The sequence below is a fragment of the Bradyrhizobium betae genome, assembly GCF_050632175.1.
GTDB lineage: Bacteria > Pseudomonadota > Alphaproteobacteria > Rhizobiales > Xanthobacteraceae > Bradyrhizobium > Bradyrhizobium betae_B.
The window spans coordinates 484,216-507,460 of record NZ_CP192576.1 but is presented as its reverse complement, the minus strand read 5'-3'; the positions used below and the strand labels follow the sequence as shown (position 1 = coordinate 507,460).

The 23,245-nt window shown below is 65.5% G+C and carries 20 protein-coding genes and 4 pseudogenes; 16 read left to right on the top strand and 8 right to left on the bottom strand.

The window, feature by feature from the left end; genetic code table 11:
- Window positions 1-31: 31 nt before the first annotated feature.
- Entirely contained in the window at window positions 32-235 is a 204-nt protein-coding gene (locus ACQ86E_RS02690; protein WP_431206382.1) for a type II toxin-antitoxin system RelE/ParE family toxin, read from the top strand.
- Window positions 232-537 (top strand): helix-turn-helix domain-containing protein, encoded by a 306-nt coding sequence (locus ACQ86E_RS02685; RefSeq protein ID WP_431204072.1) that lies wholly within the window; start codon window positions 232-234, stop codon window positions 535-537. The genes ACQ86E_RS02690 and ACQ86E_RS02685 overlap by 4 nt, the downstream gene beginning before the upstream one ends.
- Window positions 538-709: 172 nt before the next feature.
- On the opposite strand, the gene flgH is transcribed toward ACQ86E_RS02685, so the two are convergent.
- The 4 genes and pseudogenes from flgH to flgF all read right to left on the bottom strand — a co-directional run bounded on the left by flgH (window position 710) and on the right by flgF (window position 4,199).
- A complete protein-coding gene (gene flgH, locus ACQ86E_RS02680) occupies window positions 710-1,477 on the bottom strand; it encodes a flagellar basal body L-ring protein FlgH (protein ID WP_431204071.1) in 768 nt (255 codons plus the stop codon).
- Between the two features lie 3 nt (window positions 1,478-1,480).
- Window positions 1,481-2,621: pseudogene (flgA, locus tag ACQ86E_RS02675) on the bottom strand (flagellar basal body P-ring formation chaperone FlgA).
- Window positions 2,622-2,631: 10 nt separating this feature from the next.
- The gene (flgG, locus tag ACQ86E_RS02670; RefSeq protein WP_431204070.1) at window positions 2,632-3,420 is read right to left on the bottom strand and encodes a flagellar basal-body rod protein FlgG; all 789 of its coding nucleotides are present in this window, start codon (window positions 3,418-3,420) and stop codon (window positions 2,632-2,634) included.
- A gap of 17 nt (window positions 3,421-3,437) precedes the next feature.
- Window positions 3,438-4,199 carry a flagellar basal-body rod protein FlgF gene (gene flgF, locus ACQ86E_RS02665; protein WP_431204069.1) on the bottom strand — a complete coding sequence of 254 codons (762 nt, stop codon included), beginning with the start codon at window positions 4,197-4,199 and terminating at the stop codon, window positions 3,438-3,440.
- A 382-nt stretch (window positions 4,200-4,581) separates the two neighbouring features.
- On the opposite strand from flgF, the gene fliL reads away from it, so the two are divergent.
- From fliL to ACQ86E_RS02640, 5 genes and pseudogenes are all read left to right on the top strand, one after another.
- A complete protein-coding gene (gene fliL, locus ACQ86E_RS02660; protein WP_431204068.1) occupies window positions 4,582-5,082 on the top strand; it encodes a flagellar basal body-associated protein FliL in 501 nt (166 codons plus the stop codon).
- A gap of 19 nt (window positions 5,083-5,101) precedes the next feature.
- Window positions 5,102-6,305: pseudogene (gene fliM / locus ACQ86E_RS02655) on the top strand (flagellar motor switch protein FliM).
- Window positions 6,302-6,751 carry a DUF6468 domain-containing protein gene (locus ACQ86E_RS02650; RefSeq protein ID WP_431204067.1) on the top strand — a complete coding sequence of 150 codons (450 nt, stop codon included), beginning with the start codon at window positions 6,302-6,304 and terminating at the stop codon, window positions 6,749-6,751. Before fliM ends, ACQ86E_RS02650 begins: the two are co-directional and overlap by 4 nt.
- A gap of 9 nt (window positions 6,752-6,760) precedes the next feature.
- Window positions 6,761-7,521 (top strand): annotated as a pseudogene (locus ACQ86E_RS02645) (MotE family protein).
- A 102-nt stretch (window positions 7,522-7,623) separates the two neighbouring features.
- A pseudogene (locus tag ACQ86E_RS02640) lies at window positions 7,624-11,358 on the top strand (tetratricopeptide repeat protein).
- A gap of 136 nt (window positions 11,359-11,494) precedes the next feature.
- On the opposite strand, the gene fliP reads toward ACQ86E_RS02640, so the two are convergent.
- On the bottom strand, window positions 11,495-12,250 hold the full coding sequence (gene fliP, locus ACQ86E_RS02635) for a flagellar type III secretion system pore protein FliP (RefSeq protein WP_431204066.1): 756 nt from the start codon (window positions 12,248-12,250) through the stop codon (window positions 11,495-11,497).
- A complete protein-coding gene (locus ACQ86E_RS02630) occupies window positions 12,247-13,218 on the bottom strand; it encodes a flagellar biosynthetic protein FliO (protein ID WP_431204065.1) in 972 nt (323 codons plus the stop codon). Before ACQ86E_RS02630 ends, fliP begins: the two co-directional genes overlap by 4 nt.
- Window positions 13,219-13,569: 351 nt before the next feature.
- On the opposite strand from ACQ86E_RS02630, the gene flgB reads away from it, so the two are divergent.
- The 9 genes from flgB to ACQ86E_RS02585 all read left to right on the top strand — a co-directional run bounded on the left by flgB (window position 13,570) and on the right by ACQ86E_RS02585 (window position 21,934).
- Window positions 13,570-13,974: a flagellar basal body rod protein FlgB gene (gene flgB / locus ACQ86E_RS02625; RefSeq protein WP_431204064.1), complete on the top strand. Its 405-nt coding sequence runs from the start codon at window positions 13,570-13,572 to the stop codon at window positions 13,972-13,974.
- A 17-nt stretch (window positions 13,975-13,991) separates the two neighbouring features.
- On the top strand, window positions 13,992-14,417 hold the full coding sequence (flgC, locus tag ACQ86E_RS02620; protein ID WP_375313747.1) for a flagellar basal body rod protein FlgC: 426 nt from the start codon (window positions 13,992-13,994) through the stop codon (window positions 14,415-14,417).
- Window positions 14,418-14,433: 16 nt separating this feature from the next.
- On the top strand, window positions 14,434-14,748 hold the full coding sequence (gene fliE, locus ACQ86E_RS02615) for a flagellar hook-basal body complex protein FliE (RefSeq protein ID WP_431204063.1): 315 nt from the start codon (window positions 14,434-14,436) through the stop codon (window positions 14,746-14,748).
- Window positions 14,749-14,921: 173 nt separating this feature from the next.
- The gene (gene fliQ / locus ACQ86E_RS02610; RefSeq protein WP_015684971.1) at window positions 14,922-15,185 is read left to right on the top strand and encodes a flagellar biosynthesis protein FliQ; all 264 of its coding nucleotides are present in this window, start codon (window positions 14,922-14,924) and stop codon (window positions 15,183-15,185) included.
- Window positions 15,186-15,202: 17 nt separating this feature from the next.
- Window positions 15,203-15,976: a flagellar biosynthetic protein FliR gene (gene fliR, locus ACQ86E_RS02605; RefSeq protein WP_015684972.1), complete on the top strand. Its 774-nt coding sequence runs from the start codon at window positions 15,203-15,205 to the stop codon at window positions 15,974-15,976.
- A gap of 3 nt (window positions 15,977-15,979) precedes the next feature.
- The gene (flhB, locus tag ACQ86E_RS02600; protein WP_431204062.1) at window positions 15,980-17,059 is read left to right on the top strand and encodes a flagellar biosynthesis protein FlhB; all 1,080 of its coding nucleotides are present in this window, start codon (window positions 15,980-15,982) and stop codon (window positions 17,057-17,059) included.
- Window positions 17,060-17,213: 154 nt separating this feature from the next.
- Entirely contained in the window at window positions 17,214-19,790 is a 2,577-nt protein-coding gene (gene cckA / locus ACQ86E_RS02595) for a cell cycle histidine kinase CckA (protein WP_431204061.1), read from the top strand.
- Window positions 19,791-20,024: 234 nt separating this feature from the next.
- Window positions 20,025-21,068, top strand: a complete 1,044-nt coding sequence (locus ACQ86E_RS02590; RefSeq protein WP_431204060.1) for a Tim44 domain-containing protein — start codon at window positions 20,025-20,027, stop codon at window positions 21,066-21,068.
- Between the two features lie 158 nt (window positions 21,069-21,226).
- The gene (locus ACQ86E_RS02585) at window positions 21,227-21,934 is read left to right on the top strand and encodes a glutathione S-transferase (RefSeq protein WP_431204059.1); all 708 of its coding nucleotides are present in this window, start codon (window positions 21,227-21,229) and stop codon (window positions 21,932-21,934) included.
- A 425-nt stretch (window positions 21,935-22,359) separates the two neighbouring features.
- On the opposite strand, the gene ACQ86E_RS02580 is transcribed toward ACQ86E_RS02585, so the two are convergent.
- Both ACQ86E_RS02580 and ACQ86E_RS02575 read right to left on the bottom strand, forming a co-directional pair.
- Complete coding sequence (locus tag ACQ86E_RS02580) at window positions 22,360-22,533, bottom strand: hypothetical protein (RefSeq protein ID WP_015684977.1); 174 nt, start codon at window positions 22,531-22,533, stop codon at window positions 22,360-22,362.
- A gap of 109 nt (window positions 22,534-22,642) precedes the next feature.
- Entirely contained in the window at window positions 22,643-23,116 is a 474-nt protein-coding gene (locus tag ACQ86E_RS02575; protein WP_431204058.1) for a hypothetical protein, read from the bottom strand.
- Window positions 23,117-23,245: the final 129 nt, after the last annotated feature.

Below are 23,245 nucleotides of genomic sequence, written 5' to 3'. Positions count from 1 at the left end.
AAAGGGTTTGGCGGGCGCAGCGTTGCTCGAAGTGGTCGATGATTTCGATGGCGATACTTTCAGGGCGGTCTACACGGTTCGCTTTGCTGACGTGATTTACGTTCTCCATGCCTTTCAGAAGAAGTCGAAGCGAGGAATCGAGACGCCGAAGCATCATATCGATCTTGTCAAGACGCGTTTGAAGCTTGCCGAGGCACACTACCATGAGCGCTATGGCAAAGGAGGCCTCAGATGAGCGATGATAAAAATATCAGGGTAGGCAGCGACAATGTGTTTGCCGATCTCGGCTTTGCCAATCCCGAAGAGGAGTTGCTCAAGGCCAAGCTCGTCCGTGAGATTCGTGATATTCTGAAGCGCCGTAAACTCACACAGGCCAAGGCCGCAACCCTGCTGGGTCTGAAGCAGCCGGACGTCTCCGGTCTTGTCACGGGGCGTGTCGGCAAGTTTTCGATTGAACGTCTGGTCCGCTGTCTGGATCGGCTGGACTACAAGGTCGATTTGGTGGTGCGCCAAAAGCCGCGGCGCGCTGCTGCTTGAATGATCGAGATTGTTTTTGTGGGTGCAGCGAGCGCCGCTACGATCGCGGGCCTGACTCGCTGTGCGTGTCCCAAAATACATGCGGCCTCCGGCGAGGAGCTACCGGAGGCCGCGTCGTACATCGTCGTTCGCGCCTAGGTTCGCGAACACGATGTGGGAGCTCGGGAGAAACTTAGAAGGGCAGCAGCACGTCCATGACTTGCTGGCCGTAGCGCGGTTGCTGCACGTCCATGATCTGGCCGCGGCCGCCGTAGGCGATGCGGGCCTGCGCGATCTTGGTGGAGTCGATGGTGTTGTCGCTCTGGATGTCCTCGGGCCGCACGACGCCGGCGACGATGAGCTCGCGGATCTCGTAATTGACCCGGATCTCCTGCTTGCCCTCGACCACGAGGTTGCCGTTTGGCAGCACCTGCGTGACCACCGCGGCGACGTTGGTCTGCAACGCTTCCGTGCGATTGACCGAGCCCTTGCCATCGCTGGCGGCGCTGGAATCGGCGGTGAGGATGCGGCCGGGCAGCACCTTCTGCGCCTGCGCGCCGAGCGTCTTGGCGCCGATGAAGTCGGTGATGCCCGAGTCTTCCGAATTGGTCCGGCTGCGCTGGGTCTCGTTGGAGAGGTTGGCCTTGTCGGTGATGTTGACGGTCACGGTGAGGAGGTCGCCGATCTGGTGGGCGCGCTGGTCCTTGAAGAAGGCGCGGCTGCCGCTGCGCCACAGCGAGTTCGGATTGTAGGAGGCGACTTCCGGCTTCGGCATCGGCATCTGCACCGGCTTGTAGCCGGGCTGCGTCGTCGGATTGTCGATCGCCGACAGTTTCGGTTGCTCGCCAATCTGCGACAGGCGGTCGATCGAGGAGCAGCCGCTCGCCAGCGCGCAAGTCGCCAGCAGCAGGGCAGAGATCGCGATGCGACGAGGACGGAAAGCCGAACTGAACCTGGACATGACTTACTCTGACTTGGCTGGAGCTTGCGAGACGCGAACTTGCGGGAGCTGGGCCTGTGCGACCTGGGCCGGCGAAGCGGGGCCCTGGACCAGGCTCCGGAGCAGGGCAGCAGTGTCGACGGGGGCGGGCGCTTCGTCGCGTTTGAGCGATGAGGTCTGCTCGACCGCAGCCGGTATCGGTGCGGACTGGCTGGCGCCCTGGACGGTGATCTGGCCGCGGGCGGTGACGGTCCCGGTCAGCGTGCGCTTGGTCTGCAGATTGAGGACGCTCACGGTATCGCCCTCGGCGCCGCTCTCGAGCCGCCTTGCCGCGGGTGGTGAGGTAGATCCCGGGGACCTGGTAGATCACGGTGACGCTCTGGTCGCGCGACACGAAGTCGGGCTTGACGATGTCGGCGACGCGGATTGGCGTGCCCGCCCGCATCGGCCGGCGCAGCTGCATGCCGATGGCGCGGTCGCGCGAGGCGGCCTCGCCGGTGATCTCGGCCCTCGGCCGACGCTCCAGTGCGATGTCGGAGAACTTCAGGAGTTCGACGCGGTCGATGTCGCGCGTCAGCACGGCCACTTCCACCGTCTCGATCGCGGTGCCGGTGAAGCGCAGCTTGGTCAGCGTCGGATTGTTGTCGTTGCCGATCTCGAAGGCAATGTCGAAACGGCCGCTGCGGGCGTCGTAGCGCGTCGCCACCGGTTGCAGCGCGCCGCTGTTGGACGCGTCCAGCCGCATGTCGGAGATGCCGCGGTCGAAGGTGACGGTGATGTTGGCGGCGTCCCCAAGGCCGAAGCGGCGCTCCAGCGCCGAGGCGACCGCGTTTTCGAGGTCCTTGTGAACGAGCGTGCGGGCGAGGCGGGTGACCTGGACTTCCTTGATGTCGCCGGTCATCACGCCGATCACCTGTTTTCCGCGCAGCACCGACAGCACCTGCGCGACCGGCAGCTCGCCGGTGGTGCCGAGATCGGGCGAACGGTAGACCGGGATCGGCGCGGCCGAGCCGGCATTGTCGATGAGATCGCCGACCCGCACCACGTCCGAGGTGACGGTGACGCTGGCGCGCAGCGTCGGCGCTGCGATGAAATCGTCGGCGGCCCGCGCCGGCAGCGCCAGCGCGAGAAGGACGGAGATCGTGGCAAGGGCGGTGCGGATCATCGTCATTGCCTCAGCGGAACAGCGCCGTGGTCGATTGCATCATCTGGTCGGCCGCGCTGATGACTTTTGCGTTCATCTCGTAAGCGCGCTGCGCGGCAATCAGGTCGCTCATCTCCGAGACGACGTCGACATTGGCCTGCTCCAGGCTGCCCTGCGTGAGCTTGCCGTAGCCTTCGGAGTTCGCGGTGCCGTCCTGCGGCGCGCCGGAGGCCGGCGTTTCGGTGAACAGGTTGCTGCCGACGGGCTGGAGGCCGGCCTTGTTGATGAAACGCGTCACGCCGATCTGGCCGACGATCGAGGAGGTCGACGAGCCGGGCAGCGTCACCGAGACCTGGCCCTGCTCGCTCACGGCGATGCCCGAGGCGTTGTTCGGGATGGTGATCGTCGGCTGCACCGGGTTGCCCTGCGCCGTGACGACGCGGCCCTGATTGTCCATCTGGAAGGTGCCGTCGCGGGTGTACTGGTAGGTGCCGTCGGGCATCAGGATCTTGAAGAAGCCTTCGCCCGAGATCGCGAGGTCGAGGTCGTTGCCGGTCTGCGACAGCGTGCCCTGCGTCATGCTGCGCGGCGTGCCGACGGTCTTGACGCCGCCGCCGATGTCGACGCCGACGGGCAGGATGGTGCCCTGGTCCGAGGCCTGCGCGCCGACGCGGCGGACGTGTTCGTAGATCAGGTCCTGGAACGAGGCGGTCTGCTTCTTGAAGCCGGTTGTGCGCAGGTTGGCGATGTTGTTGGAGATGACCTGGACGTTGAGTTCCTGGGCCGCCATTCCGGTCGCAGCGGTGTGGAGCGCTTGCATGTCAGTAATCCCTTACATCAGGCCGGAACGTCGGCGAGTTTCTCGATCGCCGATTTGTGGAGGTCGCTCTGCTGCTGGAGCAGATTGGCGATGGCGGTGTAGCTGCGCATGACTTCGACCATGCGGCTCATTTCCCCGACCGAGTTGACGTTCGATTTCTCGATGTAGCCTTGGCGGACCACGGATTTGGCGTCGGCCTGGATGACGGCGGAGCCGGCGCTGTAGAGGTTGGCGCCGAGCTTGGTCAGCTTGGCCGGGTCGTCGAACGAGGCCATGCGGATCTTGCCGCGGATCGAGTCGGTCCTGGCCGTGCCCTCGAGCACGGTGACGGTGCCGTCGGGGGCGACGTTGATGTCGTGGTCGGTCGGCTGGAATGTGATCGGGCCGCCGGTGCCGAGCACGAGGTTGCCGTCGGAGGTGACGAGCTGGCCGGTGCTGTTGAGCGAGAACTTGCCGTCGCGGGTATAGCGTTCGGCGCCATTGGCCTGCACGGCGAAGAACGCGTTGCCGTCGATCGCCATGTCGAGCGGATTGTTGGTCGGCTCCATCGGCCCTTGGCCGACGTCGCGGAAGGTGCCGCGGTCCTGCACATAGGAGACCCGGCGGTCGGAGGCGACGAAATTGTCTTCACGCGCGTTCGAATTGAGGAATTCCTCGAACAGCGAATGGTCGGCCTTGAAGCCGTTGGTGTTGGCATTGGCGACGTTGTTGGCGATGACATCCATCTGCCGTTCCAACGTCATCTGCCGTGACAAGCCGATCAGAAGCGCGTTCTGCATCGGAAATCTCCCCTGAGCGAGCCCGCCACCTCGCTCTCCCAAGCGCCTTGGCCGACCCCGTGAACGAGACTGTCAGGTTCTCCCAAACCCTCCGGTCTCCGCCCTCTCTCAGCGAAAGCCGTGCCAACGTGGGAAGTTAAGAAATTTCAATGGCTTGTTGATTTTCCGAGGGCGCGGGAAGGCGGCAGAAAGGTTCTGTTAGCCATGTTTGCCCGGCAGATTTTTCCTAGTGCAGGCCCGATCGAAAGGTTCCGTTAACCATTATTACCGTAGCGTTTGCGAGCAAGAGGAGCGCATTGCGCTGGGACATTTGTATCGCGTCATTGTCTGCCAGGAGGCTTCGCTCTTTCGAACCGTTTAAGATGAGCGAGCCTGATCGACCATGGCAGAGAACGAAGCGGAAGGCGGCGCAGCCGCCGAAGGCGCGGAAGCCGCTGCCCCCAAGAGCAAGTTCAAGCTGATCCTGATCATCGTCGGCGCACTCGTCCTGCTCGGGGGCGGCGCTGCGACCTGGTTCCTGTTCTTCCGCCATGGCGAGGACGAGCATCACGCCGAGGCGGCGCCACCGCCGAAGCCGCCGGCCTTCGTCGAGGTGCCCGACATCATGGTCAACCTCGCCGGCGCGCCGGGTGAGCGCGTGCAATACCTGAAGCTGAAGGTCGTGCTGGAGCTGAAGGAAGAGAAGCAGATCGAGGCGATCAAGCCGACGATGCCGCGCATCACCGACATCTTCCAGACCTATGTGCGCGAATTGCGCTCGTCCGACCTCAACGGCTCCGCCGGCATCTTCCGCCTCAAGGAAGAGTTGACCAAGCGCGTCAACGCGGCGGTCGCGCCGGTCCAGGTCAGCGCGGTGCTGTTCAAGGAAGTCGTGATCCAGTGAGCATGGTGGGCTAGGGATCATGGCGGGCACCGACCAACCAGACCAGGATGCAATTGCCGCCCAATGGGAGGCCTCGCTCGATTCCGAGGATCCCGCCGAGGCCGCGAAGGCTGCTGCCGAAAACGAACTATCCGAAACCATGGCCCTGCAATGGGCCGCCATGGTCGAGGACGGCAGCCGCGATCTCGGCGCCGGCAAGAATTCCGGCGAGCGGGTGCTGTCGCAGGAGGAGATCGACAACCTCCTCGGCTTCACGGTCGGCGACGTCACGCTCGACGACCATTCCGGCATTCGCGCCATCATCGATTCGGCGATGGTCTCCTACGAGCGTCTGCCGATGCTCGAAATCGTCTTCGACCGCCTGGTGCGGTTGCTGACGACCTCCCTGCGCAATTTCACTTCCGACAACGTCGAAGTCTCGCTCGACCGCATTACCTCGGTTCGCTTCGGCGACTACATGAACTCGATTCCGCTGCCCGCCGTCCTCACCGTCTTCAAGGCCGAGGAGTGGGACAATTTCGGCATGGCGGTGGTCGATTCCAGCCTGATCTATTCGATGATCGACGTCCTGCTCGGCGGCCGCCGCGGCTCGAGCTCAGCTCCGCATCGAGGGCCGGCCCTACACCACGATCGAGACCGAGCTGGTCAAGCGGCTGGTCGAGGTCGTCATGGCCGATGCCGAACAGGCGTTCCGGCCGCTGTCGCCGGTAACCTTCACGATCGACCGGCTCGAGACCAACCCGCGTTTCGCCGCGATCAGCCGTCCTGCCAACGCCGCGATTCTGGTGCGCCTGCGCATCGACATGGAAGATCGCGGCGGCAACATCGAGTTGCTGCTGCCTTACGCGACCATCGAGCCGATCCGGGGCGTCCTGCTCCAGATGTTCATGGGCGAAAAATTCGGCCGTGACACGGTCTGGGAGGGCCATTTCGCCACCGAGATCAACCAGGCCGAGATTGCGGTCGACGCCGTGCTCTACGAGGCCGAAATCCCGCTCAAGCAGCTGATGCGGCTGAAGGTCGGCGACACCCTGCCGCTCGACATGCGTGCGGATGCCAACGTGACCGTGCGCTGCGGCGACGTCACCCTGACCGAGGGGCGCATGGGCCGGGTCGGCGACCGCGTCGCTATCCGCGTGACGAAACCCTTGCGCAAGCCAAGTACGACACTTGCGATGTTCGAGAAAGTCGACGAGCAGAACAAGATGATGGAGGCCCCATGAACCACTCCCTGGGAATGGCGATCGAGACACTGGTGGCTATCCTGCTGATGCTGACGATCTTCTACTGCGTCATGCTCAACAAGCGACTGACGCGGCTGAAGGCGGACGAGCATTCGCTGAAAGCGGTCATCGGCGAGCTGATCACGGCGACCGAGATCGCCGAGCGCGCGATCGGCGGGCTGAAGCTCGCGGTGCGCGACGTCAACGAGAACCTCGGCAACCAGCTCGCGGCGGCAACCCAGATGTCGGACCAGCTCTACAAGCAGCTCGGCGAAGCCGACAACGTGGTGCGGCGCCTGTCCAAGATCGCGATCGCCGCGCGTCCCATGACCGGTCCGGAAACGGTTGCCGCGCCCGTGGCCAAGCCATCCTCGGCGAAGGCGGTGGCGGCCGCGGCCGAAGCCTTCTCCGAGCGCCGACGATCCAACGGCGGCCTTGCCGCATAAAGTCAGGGTATGAAGTCCTTTCGTAACATCCGCGTCATTCCGATCGTCCTGGTCGCCGTCGCAGGCCTCGCCACGCTCAAGGTCGCGGGCCTCGTGATCAATGGCGGCTATGTCTTCGACTACCAGCCGAACAAGCTCAAAAAATCCTGGGCGCAGGAGAACCTGAATTTCCCGGGACGGGAAGACCCCGACATCACCGGCTCGACCCATGGCGCGCCGAAGGAGGCACCGAAGCCCGCTGCTCCCGAGACCAAGATGGAGGGGGCACCGTGATCAAGATCGACGAGACCCAGCCGCAGATCTCGGCCTCGGAGCGCGCGATCCTGGAACGGCTGCAGGCGCGTCGGCAGGAGATCGAGGCCCGGCAGCGCGAGATCGACATTCGCGAGAGCCTGCTCAAGTCGGCCGAAAAGCGTATCGAAAACAAGGTCGACGAGATGAAGGCGGTGGAATCCCGCATTTCCGCAGGCCAGGCCGAGCAGAAGGCCGCCGAAGCCCAGCGCATGAAGGGTCTCGTGACCATGTATGAGGGCATGAAGCCCAAGGACGCCGCGCGGGTGTTCGACCGGCTCGAGATGGGCGTTCTGATCGAGATCGCCTCCGCCATCGCGCCGCGAAAGATGTCGGACATCCTGGGACTGATGTCGTCGGAAGCCGCCGAGCGGCTGACGGTCGAGATGGCCCGCCGTGCCAATGGCGGTGGCGATCAATCGGCCTCGGCCGGCGATTTGCCCAAGATCGACGGCAAGCCGACGCAAAAGCCGAATTGAGGGCTCATACTTAAGAAGCCCTTAATTGGCAAAACCTACAATCGACGGCACGGGCCGGCGCCAGTGCCGGCATGGACCGTCGAACTGGAAGAAATGCCGCCAATGGCGCAGCAGGCAGCCGCTGGATTTGTGTCGCGAGCCCGCGCTTTGGCGCGGTTGCCGTCGCGCCATGTCCGCAAGGCCGTCATGCTGGCCGCCTGCCTGCTGATCGGCTTCAGTGCGCCCGCCGGGGCGGCCGACCCGATCCGGGGCGAGGCGAGTTTCTCGGCCGCCGGCGGCTTCGCCCGGTTGGTGATCAAGCTCGGCGAGGACGTTCCCTCCGAGGTCACGACCGCGGGTTCCATTCTCATCATCCGCTTCGACCGGCCGGTCGACGTTCCCGTCGACCGCGTTCCGGAAGGCGCGCCCGACTACGTCAATTCTGCCCGGCGCGATCCCGATGGCGGCGCCATCCGGCTGTCGCTCGCGCGGCGCGTCACCGTCAACACCATGAATGCCGGCGAGCGCACCTTCATCGATCTGTTGCCGGACGGCTGGAAGGGGCCGCCGCCGAGCCTGCCCATGGACGTGGTCAAGGACCTCGCCGAGCGCGCGCGTGTGGCCGAACGCGCCTTGCGCGCCCAGCGCGCCGCCGCCGAGAGCAAGAAGCGTCCGCCGATCCGCGTCCGCGCCTCGGTGCAGCCGACCTTCGTGCGTTTCGTGTTCGAGATGCCCGACGGCGTCGGTGTGTCCTCCGTGCTCAACGAGCAGAAGCTCACGCTGGCCTTCAACGCCAACCTCAGTTTCGATCTGGCGGACGCCGTCGTCGCCGCCCCCCGAACGTCGCCTCGATCAAGCAGAAGGGCGACATCGACCAGACCAGCGTCGAGATCGCCCTGATCGGCGATTCCGACGTGCACTCCTTCCGCGACGAGAAGAACTACGTCGTCGACATCGCCTTCCAGCCGGACAAGGGCAAGACGGCCACAACCGCCGAATCCGTGCTCGCGCAGGCGAAGCCTGCTGCCCAAGGTCGTGCACCGGCGCCGGAAAAGCCGGCGGCGGAAAAGCCGAAGGGCGCCCAGCGCGAGATCGTGCCGCCGACCTCGGAGACGATCGCCCGTGAAGCCAGGATCGAGGTGAAGCCCCAGGCGAAGATGGAAGCACCCGCCGCGGTGCCGCCCGGCGAAGCCCCCAAGGAAGGACTCAAGGAGGCACCCAAGGCGGCGCCCGCTCCCATGGTCGAAGCGCCGCCCGCGGCTGAAGCGCCCAAGGAAGCAGTCAGGGAAGCAGTCAAGGAAGTCGCCAAGGAGGCCGTCAAGGAAGCCCCGAAGCCGGTCGCACCGGCAATGGAAGCCGCGGTCGCGCCCGTCAAGGCTGCGGCTGCCGAGGCGCCGGCCGCGCCGTCGCCGCCCATTGCCAGCGTCGATGTACGCCGTGACAGCGACGGCTTGCGCGTCACGTTCCCGCTTCAGGTCGCAACGCCCGCGGCGGCGTTCCGCCGCGGCGACACGGTGTGGCTGGTGTTCGACACCCCGAAGCCGATCGACGTCGAGGCGATCCGCACCAGGGGCGGTACGATGATCGGCGAAGTCAGCCGCATGCCGCTCGACAAGGGGCAGGCGGTGCGCATCCGTCTCACCCGGCCGCTGGTCTACTCGCTGACGAGCGAGGAGGTCGGCAAGGAGACCAACTGGCTGCTGACGCTCGCCGACAAGATCCAGGCGACGCCTTTGCCGCTGATGATGTCGCGCAACATCACCGATCCCGCGCTCGCCACCATCGCGATCCCCTTCGCCAATCCGGGCGTTTTGCATAAACTGACCGATCCCGACGCCGGCGACATGCTCTATGTCGTCACCGCGCAGCGACCGGTCCGCGGCTTCATCAAGCGGCAGGACCTCGTCGATCTCTCGCTGCTGGAATCCGCGCACGGCATTGCGATCCGGCCGAACTCCGACGAGGTCGGTGTGGAGGTCGGTTCCGACAAGGTCATTCTCGGCAAGAAGGGCGGACTGACACTGTCACCGGTCGATATTTCCGCCGACCGGGCGCCGACCGCGGTGCGGCCGATCTTCAGCCCGGAAAGCTGGCGCAAGGGCCAGTCCGAGAACTTCGTAGCGAGGCAGGGTGAGCTGATCATGGCGGCCGCCGCCGCCGAGCCGGCGCAGCGCTCGCTGCCTCGGCTCGACCTCGCGCAGTTCTACATGTCGCGCGCCATGTATCACGAAGCCAAGGCCGTGACCGACCTGATGCTGAGCGATCCTCTCAACAAGGAGGAGAGCAGCGCGCTGATCACGCATGCGATCGCGAGCATCCTGATCGGCCGGCCGGCGCAGGGTCTGAAGGACCTCGCCAATCCCGTGATCGGCAACAGCCATGATTCCCAGCTCTGGAAGGCGCTCGCCTATGCGCGCCAGGGCAAATGGGCCGATGCGCGCGAGAAGTTCAAGAACGTCGAATTCGCCATCGCCTCGCTGCCGCTCGACATCCAGCGCATCGTGACGATGGACGCGATGCGCGCTTCGCTCGAGGTCAAGGACTATGCCGGTGCCTCCAAGCGCCGCAGCGAGATCGAGGTCGTCGGCGTCCCGCCCGAGGCCGCGCCCGGCTTCGCGGTGCTGCGCGGCCGGCTCGCCGAGGCGCTCGGTCACGACAAGGACGCGCTCGACGACTACAAGTTCGCGGTCGACTCGAACGACCGGCCGGCGGCGGCGGAGGCCAAGCAGCTCGAGGTGGCGTTGCGGCAGAAGCGCGACGAGATCAGCAAGGAAGACGCGCTGCGCGAGCTCGAGACGCTGTCGATGACCTGGCGCGGCGACTCGATCGAGGTCAAGACGCTCCAGTTGCTGTCCCAGATGTACGCGGAGAACGGGCGCTATCGCGACGCACTCACGGCGGCGCGCACCGCGACGAGGCTTCAGCCGAACGCCGAGGCCTCGCGCCAGGCACAGGACCTCGCCTCCGACCTGTTCACGCAGATCTTCCTGGGCCCCAAGGGCGACGACCTGCCGGAGGTCGAGGCGCTCGGGCTGTTCTACGAGTTTCGCGAGCTGACACCGATCGGCAGGCGCGGCGACGAGTTGATCCGCCGCCTCGCCGACCGTCTCGCCTCGATCGACCTGCTCGACCAGGCCGCCGAGCTGCTGCAATACCAGGTCGACCACCGTCTCGAAGGCGCCGCCCGCGCCCAGGTCGCCGCACGCCTGTCCATGATCTATCTCGCCAACCGCAGGCCGGACAAGGCGATCGCGGCGCTGCGCGCGAGCCGCATCAGCGATCTCTCCGGCGAGCTGCGCCAGCAGCGCCTGCTGCTGGAGGCGCGGGCGCAGAGCGACGTCGGCCGTCACGACCTCGCGCTCGACATCGTCTCCAACGTCTCCGGGCGCGAGGTGCTTCGCCTGCGCTCCGACATCTTCTGGGCGGCGCGGCGCTGGCGCGAGTCCGCCGAGCAGATCGAGCTCTATTACGGCGAGCGCTTCCGCGACTTCAAGCCGCTCAATGCGGTGGAGAAAAGCGACATCATCCGGGCCGCCGTCGGCTATGCGCTCGCGGACGATTCGATCGGCCTGTCGCGATTCCGCGAGAAGTACGCGCCGCTGATGAGCGAGAGCGCCGACCGTCTAGCCTTCGACATCGCCAGCAAGCCGGCCGCTTCCTCGAGCCGCCGAATTCGCCGAGATCGCCAAGCTCGCCGCCAGCGTCGACACGCTCGACGGCTTCCTGCGCGAGATGAAGCAGCGCTTCCCCGACGCCACCGCCCGCGGGCCGGGCTCGCCGCAGGCCAAGGAAGAGGCCGACCACACCGGCTCGCTGCCCACGATCCCCGTCGTGCGGCAGATCAAGATGACGCGGTAGGAACCTGCGGCTTCCGGAGTTCTCGACAGGTGCCGTTGAGGCAGCACCCGTACCTTCATGCCGTGCAAGCTTTGACTGTGGGCAAGGCTGCCAATGCCGAAGCCGAACTCAGCGCCATAACGTGGGCCGCAGGAAGCTATCCCCCGTAACTCTGCACCAGACTCCCCGCCACCAGCGACCAGCCGTCGACCAGCACGAAGAAGATCAGCTTGAACGGCAGCGAGATCGTCGCCGGCGGCAGCATCATCATGCCCATCGACATCAGCACGGAGGCGACGACGAGGTCGATGATCAGGAAGGGCAGGAACAGAAGGAAGCCGATCTCGAAGGCGCGCTTCAGTTCGGAGATCATGAAGGAGGGGACGAGGATGCGCAGCGCGACATCGTCGGGGGTGGCCGGCGGCGGCTCGCGGGACAGGTCCAGGAACAGCTTGAGGTCCTTCTCGCGCACGTTCTTCTGCATGAAGCCGCGCAACGGGACGGAGGCGCGCTGGAGCGCGTCCTCGACGCTGATCTGGTTGGCGACGAGCGGACGGATGCCCTCGTCATAGGATTTTTGCAGCACGGGTCCCATCACGAAGAAGGTGAGGAACATCGCGAGCGCGATGATCACCGAGTTTGGCGGTGCGGTCGCCGTGCCCATCGCGGTGCGCAGCAGCGACAGCACGACCACGATGCGCGTGAACGACGTCATCATGATCAGGATCGACGGCGCGATCGACAGCACCGTGAGCAGGGCGATGAGCTGGATCGCGCGCTCGGTGACACCGCCGCCGCCCTGACCGCCCAGATTGATGCTGATGTCCTGCGCATGCGCAGGGCCCGCGAGCGAAGCCGCGCCGATCAGGACAGAAAGAAGAAAAACTCTACGCGGGAGGGCCGGCAGCCTCACGAAGACGGCTTCGGACGGCCGAGTAGCGAGGCCATCTCGTCTTCGAGATTTTCAAAGCTGGTCTTTTCCACGGCCGGCTTTGCGGGCGGAGCCGGCGGCTCGCTGCGTGCCGCGCGCGGCGGGGCGGGCGGCTCCGGTGCAACCGGCGGCGCGACCGTCTCACCGGCGGGACGGCGCAGCGCGGCTTCGAGCCGCTGCGCCATCTCCGCGAGATTTTGCTCGGCGCTCGATGGCGCCGCAGGGGCGAGAGCCGGCGGCGCCGGAATGGACGGTGCCTGCGGCACGGGCGGAGGAGGGGGCGGCGGCGCGGGCGCGCGCTCGGCGCGGACCGGCGGCACCTTCACCGGCTCGCTCTGGCGCGGCGGACGCGGCATCAGCGGCGGTTCGTTGCGGGCGATGCGGGGCGGTACGGGATCGGGACGCAGCTCGCGCTCAGGGCGCGGCGCGATCGGCTCGGGCGTCAAGCCGCCCAGTTGCGGCTCGCCGCGGCGCTCGGCCAAAGCAGGCGCGGGACGGCGCACCTCGTCGGCGAAGGAGGGACGTGCGGGCCGTGGCGGCGGCTCGGGCATCTGCGGCTCGGGATGATCGAGCAGTTCGGGCCGCGGCGCTTCGTCTGCCCAGCCGCCGGTGTCGGGCATCGGCGCAAGGCGCGGCGGCTCGGCGGCGTTGGAACGCTGCGGGAGCTGGTCGCGGCCGGGCGCGCCGCGCACGATATTCGGCTCGACGACGATGTCGGTGGGGCCGCCGATCATCAAGAGGTGTTCGACATTGTCACGCCGGACCAGCACCAGGCGGCGCCGGCCGTCGACCGCGGCGGCATCGATCACGGCGAGCCGGGGCATCCTGCCGCGTTGGGTGTTGGCGCCGAGCCGGCTGGAGGCGAATCGGCGAACCAGCCATGCAGCGACGCCGATCAACGCCAGAACGACGATGAACGCGACGATGAAGGTAATAGGGCTGCCTTGCATACTTGTCCCCGACAAATGGCGCTTTTCTCGTGCCCAAGGTCAGACGCGCCGACCACAGGCGTGCAATGCCCCAAACTGCGATTTCTTAACGTCCCACGGCAAGTTTTGCCGTCCCCAACTCTTAATAACCCATGAATCGCCCGATCCAAAACGACTTCTTGGCCTGTACATGGCCGGCCAAGCGGTTGGGTTAATGCCGCTTTTCGGGGCGTAGAATCACGGGGGCGCAAACGCGTGTTCCGCACGTTGGCAAGCGTCGATCGCATCCTTAACCACCTGTTAACCATACACGCGGCAAATTCTGCCTAGCTTCGGACCTCAGATCCGCAAGAGGCGGAAGGAGCCGCAACGATGTCCATCAACGACCTTCCGGTGCTGTCGGCGCTTCGCACCAAGATGCAGTGGCACCAGGAGCGCCAACGCGTCCTGTCCGAGAACGTCTCCAATTCCGACACGCCCCAATTCCGGCCGCGCGATCTGGTCGAGCCGAAGCTCGACAAGGCAGGCGCGGTCACGGGCGCGATGGGCCCTCTGGCGCTCACCCGCACCAGCGGCTCTCACATCAGCCCGTCAGGCGCGGCTTCGGGCTTCGACCAGAACAAGAATGCGGGCTTCGAGACTCGTCCCGCGGGCAACGCCGTCAATCTCGAAGAGGAGATGATGAAGGCTGCCAGCAACCAGATGGATTACGCGGCGGCGACCTCGCTCTACTCGAAGAGCCTGCATCTGCTCAAGACCGCGATCGGTAAAGGCTAGGGCCGGAGAGGTAGACCATGGCGAATGACAGCAGCGACTTTGCCCGCTCGATGGCGATCGCGACCTCCGGGTTGCGCGCGCAAGCCGGGCGCATGCGGGTGATCTCGGAAAACATCGCGAATGCGGACTCGACCTCGCAGACGGCAGGCGGCAATCCCTACCGGCGCAAGGTGCCGACCTTCTCCTCCGCGCTCGACCGCACCCTCGATGCGCAGGTGGTGACGCTGGGCAAGATCAAGCCCGACCAGTCCAACTTCCGCGTCAAATACGAGCCGAACAATCCGGCGGCGGACGCCTCCGGCAACGTCAAATATCCCAACGTGAACTCGGTGGTCGAGATGACCGACATGCGCGATGCGCAGCGGTCCTACGAGGCCAACCTCAACATCATCAGTGCGACGCGCCGGATGATCCAGCGCACTCTCGACATCCTCAAGAGCTGAACAGGACAATTGAGCCATGGCAACACCGACAGTCGCCGCCAATGCTTATGCCAACCTCGCCCGCGTGCTGGAAAACAGCGGCGCCGGTGCCGGCAAGGGCAGCGAAGCAAGCGGGCAATCCTTTGCGTCGCTGCTGAAAGACGCGGTCGGCAGCGTCATGGAGTCCGGCAGAAAGTCCGACGCGCAGACGGTGGCAATGGCCGCCGGCAAGGCCAACGTGATGGACGTGGTGACGGCGGTCGCCGACACCGACGTCGCCGTGTCCACGCTGGTCTCGGTCCGCGACCGCGTGATCGCGGCCTATGAAGACATCATGAAGATGCCGATCTGATTTTTGCGCTCGCGCTCGCCCCGGGCGTCATTGCGAGCGCAGCGAAGAAATCCAGAGTCTTTCCGCGGGATGCAGTCTGGATTGCTTCGCTGTACTCGCAATGACGGGGGATAGGCCTTTGCATCGCTCACAGGAGTGGTGGGAGGCGAGGAATGAACAGAGGAAGTTTGTAGATGACCGGACCCGAAACCCTCGACGTCGCGCGTGATGCGATATGGACCATCGTGATCGTGTCGTCGCCGCTGATGGTGGTCGGCCTCGTGGTCGGCGTCATCGTGTCGCTGTTCCAGGCGCTGACGCAGATCCAGGAGCAGACACTGATCTATGTGCCAAAGATCCTGGCGATCTTCGCCACGATGCTGCTGGCGCTGCCGTTCATGGCCGACGCCCTTCATTCCCACATGCTGCGGATCTCGTCGCGAATCATCGGCGGCTGAGGCACAATGCGCCTGTCATGCGCATCGACGTCTCGCTGCTGCCGGCGCTCGCCGCGGCCTTCATGCTCGTCTTCGCCCGGGTCGGCGCGATGGTGATGCTGCTGCCGGGGCTGGGCGAGACCAATATTCCGACGCGGATCAAGCTGTCGATCGCGCTGCTGCTCACTCTGATCATCCTGCCGCTGCATCGCAGCGCCTACCAGGTCGACATGGGCTCGCTGGCGCCGCTTCTGGTCCTGATGCTGCATGAAATCGTGATCGGCATCGTGCTGGGCGCGACCGCCCGCGTGACGCTCTCGGCGCTTCAGGTCGCAGGTTCCGTCATCGCGCAGCAGATGGGGCTCGGCTTCGTTACCTCGGTCGACCCGACCCAGGGACAGCAGGGCGTGCTGGTCGGCAACTTCCTGACCATGCTCGGCATCACGCTGCTGTTCGCCACCGACAGCCATCACCTGGTGATCGCGGCGCTGAACGACAGCTACGCGATCTTCTCGCCGGGCGAGACCGTGTCGAGCGGCGATGTCGCTTCGCTGGCGACGCGTGCCTTTGCCGCCGCGTTCCTGCTCGGCCTGCAGCTTTCCGGGCCGTTCCTGGTGTTCGGCCTCGTCTTCAATATCGGGCTCGGCGTGCTGGCGCGGCTGATGCCGCAGATGCAGGTCTATTTCGTCGGCGTGCCGCTTTCGATCTTCGCGGGCTTTCTGGTGCTCGCCGTGGTGCTGACCGCGATGATGGGCACGTTTCTCGACTATTTCATCGGTGTCATGCACCAGATGATGCCGTTGAACAGGTGATCGATGTCGGACGACAAGGATCCAGAGAGTCAAACAGAAGACCCGACGCAAAAACGCATCGAGGAGGCGCTCGAACGCGGTGACGTCGCCAAGAGCCAGGAGATCAACACCTGGTTCATGATCGCCGGCGGCACGCTCGTGGTCTCGACCTTCTCGGGATCGGTCGGCAGCGGGCTGCTGACGCCGATGCGTGGCCTGCTCGCCAATTCCTGGATGATCAAGACAGACGGCAAGGCCCTGCTGGCGTTGATGCAGCAGATCGAATTGGCGGTGCTCGCGGCGGTCGGTGTGCCGCTGATGATGCTGGCGCTGGCGGCGATCGCCGGCAACATGCTCCAGCACCGGCTGGTGTGGTCGGCGGACTCCCTCAAGCCCAAATTCAGCAAGATTTCGCCCGCCGCGGGCTTCGCCCGCATCTTCGGCAAGCAGGCGGCGGCAAACTTCCTGAAGGGCATCGGCAAGCTGATCGCGCTCAGCGTGGTGATGACCATCGTCCTGTGGCCGGAACGGCACCGCATGGAGGCGATGGTCAAGCTCGACCCGGCCGCCCTGCTGGGCGCCACCACCGGCATGACCATCCATCTGCTCGGTGCCGTGGTCGCTGCGCTCGCGATCGTCGCCATCGGCGACTATTTCTTCCAGTATCGCAGCTGGTTCCAGCGGCAGAAGATGTCGCTCCAGGAGATCAAGGAAGAGTACAAGCAGTCCGAAGGCGACCCGCATATCAAGGGCAAGCTCAGGCAGTTGCGCCAGCAGCGCTCCAAGAAGCGCATGATGGCTGCGGTTCCCAAGGCGTCCGTGATCATCACCAACCCGACCCACTATTCGGTGGCGCTGTCCTACGAGCGCGGCATGTCGGCGCCGATCTGCGTCGCCAAGGGCGTCGACAACCTCGCCTTCAAGATCCGGGAGATCGCGCGGGAGCACGACATTCCGATCGTCGAGAACGTGCCGCTGGCCCGCGCACTTTACGCCACCGTCGAAATCGACCAGGAAATCCCGACCGAGCACTACCATGCGGTCGCCGAGGTCATCGGCTACGTGATGCGGCTGAAGCGCGGATTCAGCGCCGGCCGCGGATAAAACCCCCGAAAAGTACCGGAAATGGCCGTAATCTGGGAATCAGCGTACCTTTCGCCCTTGCTGCCCTTGCGCCTGCGGGTCCGATTCAGGCAGGGAGGACCCTGCGCGCGGCGTAGCGCGTTGATTCTCTGCCGACAGGCTGTGCCAGCTTGAGATGACTGCCGAGACCGACCACGACCTCCCACGCGAGCCCGTTGCGGCGCACGAGCCGTCGCCGCGCTCGGGCAGCATTGCGCTCGTGCTGCTGGTGGCGGCCGGCCTGGTCGCGGTCGCGGTCGGGCTGATGACGCTCGGGCGCGTGCAGGCGCAGCCCTACATTCTCGGCATCCTCGCCGTGCTGGCGATGGTCGGCCTGTTCAACCTGTTCGCCTTCGCCGCCGGCATCATCCGCTTCGTCGACCGCAGTCTCGACGATCCCGTGATGGGCCGCATCGCCGACCACGCCTTCGATGGGCTGGCGGTGACCGACCCGCGCGGCCATGTGATCTATTCCAATGCGGCCTATCTGACGCTGACCGGCGCCACCGGTCCACAGGACGTGCGTCCCGTGGAGCGCGTCTTCATCGGCAACCCCGACGTCTCCGAAGCCGTGTTCCGCTTGCTGAAGGCGGCCCGCGAAGGCAAGCGGCAGCAGGAGGAGGTGCGCATCTCCGGCCAGGACGGCAGCCAGGGCCGCTGGCTGCGCATGCGGGTGCGTCCGCTCGGCACGGGAAAGCGCGAGACGCGCTATGCGGTGTGGTCGATCGCCGACATCACCCGTGATCGCGAACGCCAGGAAGACGTGTTCCAGGAACTGCAGCACGCGATCGAATATCTCGATCACGCGCCCTGCGGCTTCTTCTCGGTCAATCCGGCCGGGGAGCTCGCCTATGTCAACGCGACGCTGGCGAACTGGCTCGACTACGATCTGGCCGAGATCGGCTCGGGCGGGCTGAAGCTCACCGACATCGTCTCGGGCGATGGCGCCTCGCTGCTGACGTCGATCGTGGCGGTGCCGGGCGAGGTGAAGACGGAAGTTTTCGACATCGACCTGCGCATGCGCACCGGCAAGACCATGCCGGTGCGGCTGTATCACAAGCTCGCCTTCGGCGCCGACGGGGCGCCGGGGCCGTCGCGCACGCTGGTCATCAGCCGCGCCCGCGACGAGCGCAGCGATCCGGACCGCGCCGCCGAAGTGCGCTTCATGCGCTTCTTCGACCACACGCCGATGGCGATCGCGACCGTCGACCGCGGCGGCAACGTCGTGCGCGCCAATGCGCGCTATGCCAAGCTCGGGCAGGCGCTCGGGCTCGACAGCGCCAGCAAGTCGATCTTCCGTGCGGTCAGTTCGCGCGACCGTCATCTGCTGATTGCGGCCATCAACCAGGCCGCAGAAGGCCAGGCGGACATCGCGCCGGTCGAGGTCGCCCTCGAGGGGACGAAAGAGCGCTGGGGCCAGTTCTTCGTCACGCCGGTCGACTCGGCCGAAAACGACGCCGAAGCCGCCATCGTGCACATGCTCGAGACCACCGAGCGGCGCGCGCTGGAGAACCAGATCAATCAGTCGCAGAAGATGGAGACCGTCGGTCAGCTCGCCGGCGGCATCGCCCACGACTTCAACAACGTGCTCTCCGCCATCATGATGGCGAACGACTTCCTGCTGAACGCGCACAAGCCGACCGATCCGTCGTTCCAGGACATCATGCAGATCAAGCAGAACGCGACGCGTGCCGCCACGCTGGTGCGGCAGCTGCTGGCGTTCTCGCGGCGGCAGACACTGCGGCCGCAGGTGCTCGATCTCGGCGATGCGCTTTCCGACCTCGCGATGCTGCTGCGCCGCCTGATCGGCGAGAAGGTCAAGCAGGAAACCATCCACGGCCGCGACCTCTGGCCGGTGAAGGTGGACGTCTCCCAGTTCGAGCAGGTGATCGTCAATCTCGCGGTCAACGCGCGCGATGCCATGCCCGACGGCGGCAAGCTGATCGTCCGCACCGCCAACGTCACCGCGGAAGAAGCGGCCAAGCTCGCCTACAAGGGCATGCCGGCCGCGGACTATGTGCGGATCGAGGTCGCCGATACCGGCACCGGCATTCCCGCCGACATCCGCGACAAGATTTTCGAGCCGTTCTTCTCGACCAAGGAAGTCGGCAAGGGCACCGGCCTCGGACTGTCCACGGTCTACGGCATCGTCAAGCAGACCGGTGGTTTCATCTACGTCGATTCCGAGCCGGGGCAGGGCACCTCGTTCCAGATCTTCCTGCCGCGCCATCATGCCGAGCCCGAAGCGCAGGTCGAGCAGCCCGCGGCTGTGGCCAGCGCGACCAATGGCGCCGCCAAGGACGCTGCGCCCGCGGCGGAGGCGAAGCCGCGCACAGATCTCACCGGACAGGGCACCATCCTGCTGGTCGAGGACGAGGAGGGCCTGCGCGCGCTCAACGCACGCGGCCTGCGCTCGCGCGGCTACACCGTGGTCGAGGCCGAGAACGGCGTCGAGGCCATGGAGTTGCTGGAGGAGCAGAACGGCGCGATCGATCTCGTCGTCTCCGACGTCGTGATGCCGGAGATGGACGGCCCGACGCTGCTCAAGGCGATGCGGGAAACCAATCCTGACATCAGGTTTATCTTTGTCTCCGGCTATGCCGAGGACGCGTTCGAGAAGAGCCTGCCGGAAGGCCAGCAGTTCGACTTCCTGCCAAAGCCGTTCACGCTCAGCCAGCTCGTGGCGGCCGTGAAGGAGACGATGACGAAATAGGGGTAAGCGTCCGCACCACCGTTCCGTCGCAAGAGCGCCTCGCGAGGTAGAGGAAAAGCGGAATCCCTGCCGTTAAATCGCCGGTAACCCGCGACCACGGTTCCCTGACATGCCCGGCCAAAGCCCCGTCAAATATGGGCTTTTGCCACATCCCCGCGACTGAGGGCCGCAGCCACGGGTTCCGAAACCGGCTTCCTTTTTCGGGAAGTCTGCCCATCTTAGGAGCACGTCCCCATGTCGGGGATCTGGGAAACGAACATGAATTTCTCGCAACGCTCCCGCAGCCTCTTCAAGACGATCGCCGTGATGCTGGCGCTTGCGCTGCCGACCGCACTGGCGATCTCGTCCGCCGATGCGCGCGTCGGCGGTGGCATGTCGTCGGGTTCGCGCGGCTCGCGGACCTATTCGGCGCCGCCCTCGACCACGACCGCGCCGGGCTCGGCCTCGCAGTTCAACCGCACCTACACCCAACCGGGTGCAGGCATGAATTCGGCCGCAGCCGCGCCCGCGCGCGGCGGCCTGTTCGGCCGTGCCGGCGGCTTCATGGGCGGCCTCGCGGCCGGCTTCCTCGGCGCAGGCCTGCTCGGCATGCTGTTTGGCGGTGGCCTGTTCGGCGGCCTCGGCGGCCTGTCGTCCATCATTGGCCTGATCATCCAGATCGTGCTGGTGGTTGTCGTGGTGCGGCTGGCGATGTCTTGGTGGCAGCGCCGCCACACGCCGCAGGCGGCCTATGCCAACGCTGATGCGAATGCTGGCCAGGGTCCGCAGCCGAACTATCGCAGCGGCCTTGGCGGCGGTGCTCCTGGTGGTGGCCTTGGCGGTGGTCTTGGCAGCGGCCTTGGCGGCTTCGGCTTCGGTGGTGCCAACAACGCGCCGCTCGAGATCAAGCCTGATGACTACGAGGCGTTCGAGCGCCTGCTCGGCGACGTTCAGGCCGCCTGGTCGAACGAGGACGTGGCCAAGCTGCACACGCTCGCGACGCCGGAGATGGTCTCTTATTTCGAGCAGGACCTCGGCAAGAACGGGGCGCGCAACGTCGTCAACAAGGTCACGAATGTGAAGCTGTTGCAGGGCGACCTCGCGGAATCCTGGCGCGAAGGCGAGACCGACTACGCCACGGTGGCGCTGCGCTTCGCACTCACCGACAAGACGCTCGACCGCAATACCGGCGCGATCGTCGATGGCAGCGAGCAGCCAGGCGAGGCCACCGAGGTCTGGACCTTCGCCCGCCGTCCGAACGGTGCTTGGGAATTGTCGGCGATCCAGCAGACCAACTGATCGCCTTCGAATTGAAGACAAGGGCGTCGTGCTTCGGCACGGCGCCCTTTCCGTTTGCGTGGCGTGAGCTCTCTCCTTCGTCACTGAGCCCGACCCTGACGGAACCGGCAGCCGCGTGTTAGATTGGTCCGTCGCCTCCACATGCACGGACCCTTCCCATGAAATACGAGCTCTTCTATTGGCCCGAGATCCAGGGCCGCGGCGAATATGTGCGGCTGGCGCTGGAGGAGGCGGGTGCGGCTTACGTGGACGTCGCGCGCGGCCCGCGCGGTACCGGCACGATGATGAAGATGATGGACGCGGACAAGGGCACGCCGCCCTTTGCGCCGCCGTTCCTGAAAGCCGGCAAGCTCGTCATCGGTCAGACCGCCAACATTCTGCTCTATCTCGGCGGTCGTCACGGGCTCGCACCGAAGACGGAAGCGGGAAAGCTCTGGGTGCACCAGCTTCAGCTTACCATCACCGATCTCGTGCTGGAGATCCACGACACCCATCATCCGCTCGGGCCTTCGCTCTACTACGAAGACCAGAAGCCGGCGGCCAGGAAGCGCACGGCCGAGTTCTGGAGCGAGCGGGTGCCGAAATATCTCGGCTATTTCGAGCAACTCGTCACCGGCAATGGCGGCGCTTATGTCACCGGACGCAGGCTCACCTATGTCGATCTCTCGCTATTCCAGATCGTCGCCGGGCTGCGCTACGCCTTCCCCAGGCGCATGAAGGCGTTCGAGGCGGACATCCCCGGCCTTGTCGACCTGCACGACCGGATCGCCGGGCGGCCGAACATCAAGGCCTATCTTGCGAGCGAGCGCCGCATTCCCTTCAACGAGCAGGGCATCTTCCGCCGCTATCGCGAACTGGATGGTTAGCGTGTTAGCCGGTCCGGACGGAGGCTGGCGGCAGCCCCCGTTCCGGACCGGCCGTTTCGGGCGCGATCAATCGCCCGAACGCGTCATGGCTCCCGAGCGTCTGTGAACACTCCGGACCGGATCGCTCGTTTGAATCGTCGGGGACGGGGGAGAGGTCGTGCTCGTCTGGGCAGGGGGCTTGCAGAACATCGTCACGACTCCCGTTGCGTGGGTGCGGACGCTGTCTAGCGGGGCCCGGACGCGGCGGCGTCGCCCGATTGGAGGAGCGCGCGCGTTTTTCCGGGAAGTCCCGTTTTCGCAGAGCTGCGTGATGCTTGCTTAGGGACGGGCGATTTGCAGCGCGTACCTCGCGACGGGTGCGGCTGCATCGGAGACGCCAAAGGCCCGATCGACCGGATCGGGCGCTTCGTCTTCGTTAGTCTCGATCAGGCGAGCTGATCGATCCGCGTGCCCTGACCCGGCGGCAGCGGCGCCGGCGGCGGCGGCTTGTAGGTCGGGTCGTTGTCCTTGGTCTTGGCCTGGTCGTCCTGCTGCTTGGTCGTGTCGTAGCTCGGGACCACGATCGCGATCGGCGGCGGCGTAACGGTAGAAACGCTCATCCACAAATCCTCACATATGGAAACAATTGACTTTGCGCCGCGAGGCGCGAAACTTCCGTCAAGCCAATCGTTAAAATGCGAGGGATCTGGTGTGGCGGAAGGCGCCCTTCTATTCGTCCTTGCCGCGCGTGATCGCAATGGACGCGTCCGTCTTGGTGCGGGTGCATTCCATGTTGAGCCGGCGATAGCGCATAACGACCTTGTCGCCGCGGAGCAGCCCCATCCGTTTCAGGCAGCGTGTCGCGCCCGTCGTGGTGTCGTCCTTGGTCACGGTAAACACGATCGCCGCCATCGATCCTACCAGCGCAAAGAATTCCGGCTTCGGCTTGCGATCACCCTTGGCATAGAGCTCGATGGAATATTTGTCGCCGCGGCAAGCCACGGACAGCTCCTTGGCCGACGGATGCGTCAGGTAGACCACGTTGGCAGCGCGGAAATTCACCTTGAGGCGATCGACCTGGTTGGCCAACTCCTTGGCGCTGTCGTCGCAGCGGTCGGCGCGCGCGGGCGAGGTGAGGGTCACAAGGCCGGTGATGGCGGCGGCGACCAGGATCGCGCCGCGGACGTGCAGTTTGAAAATCATGATGAAAAGCCCCTTAGAGCGCGCATTCAACCGTCGTCGCACGCAGAGTGCAAGGGGGCGCCTTGGTCTTCCCACGCATCATGATGGCCCCGGCTTGCCGCCGACAGCCGCCGAATCGGGATGCCCTGG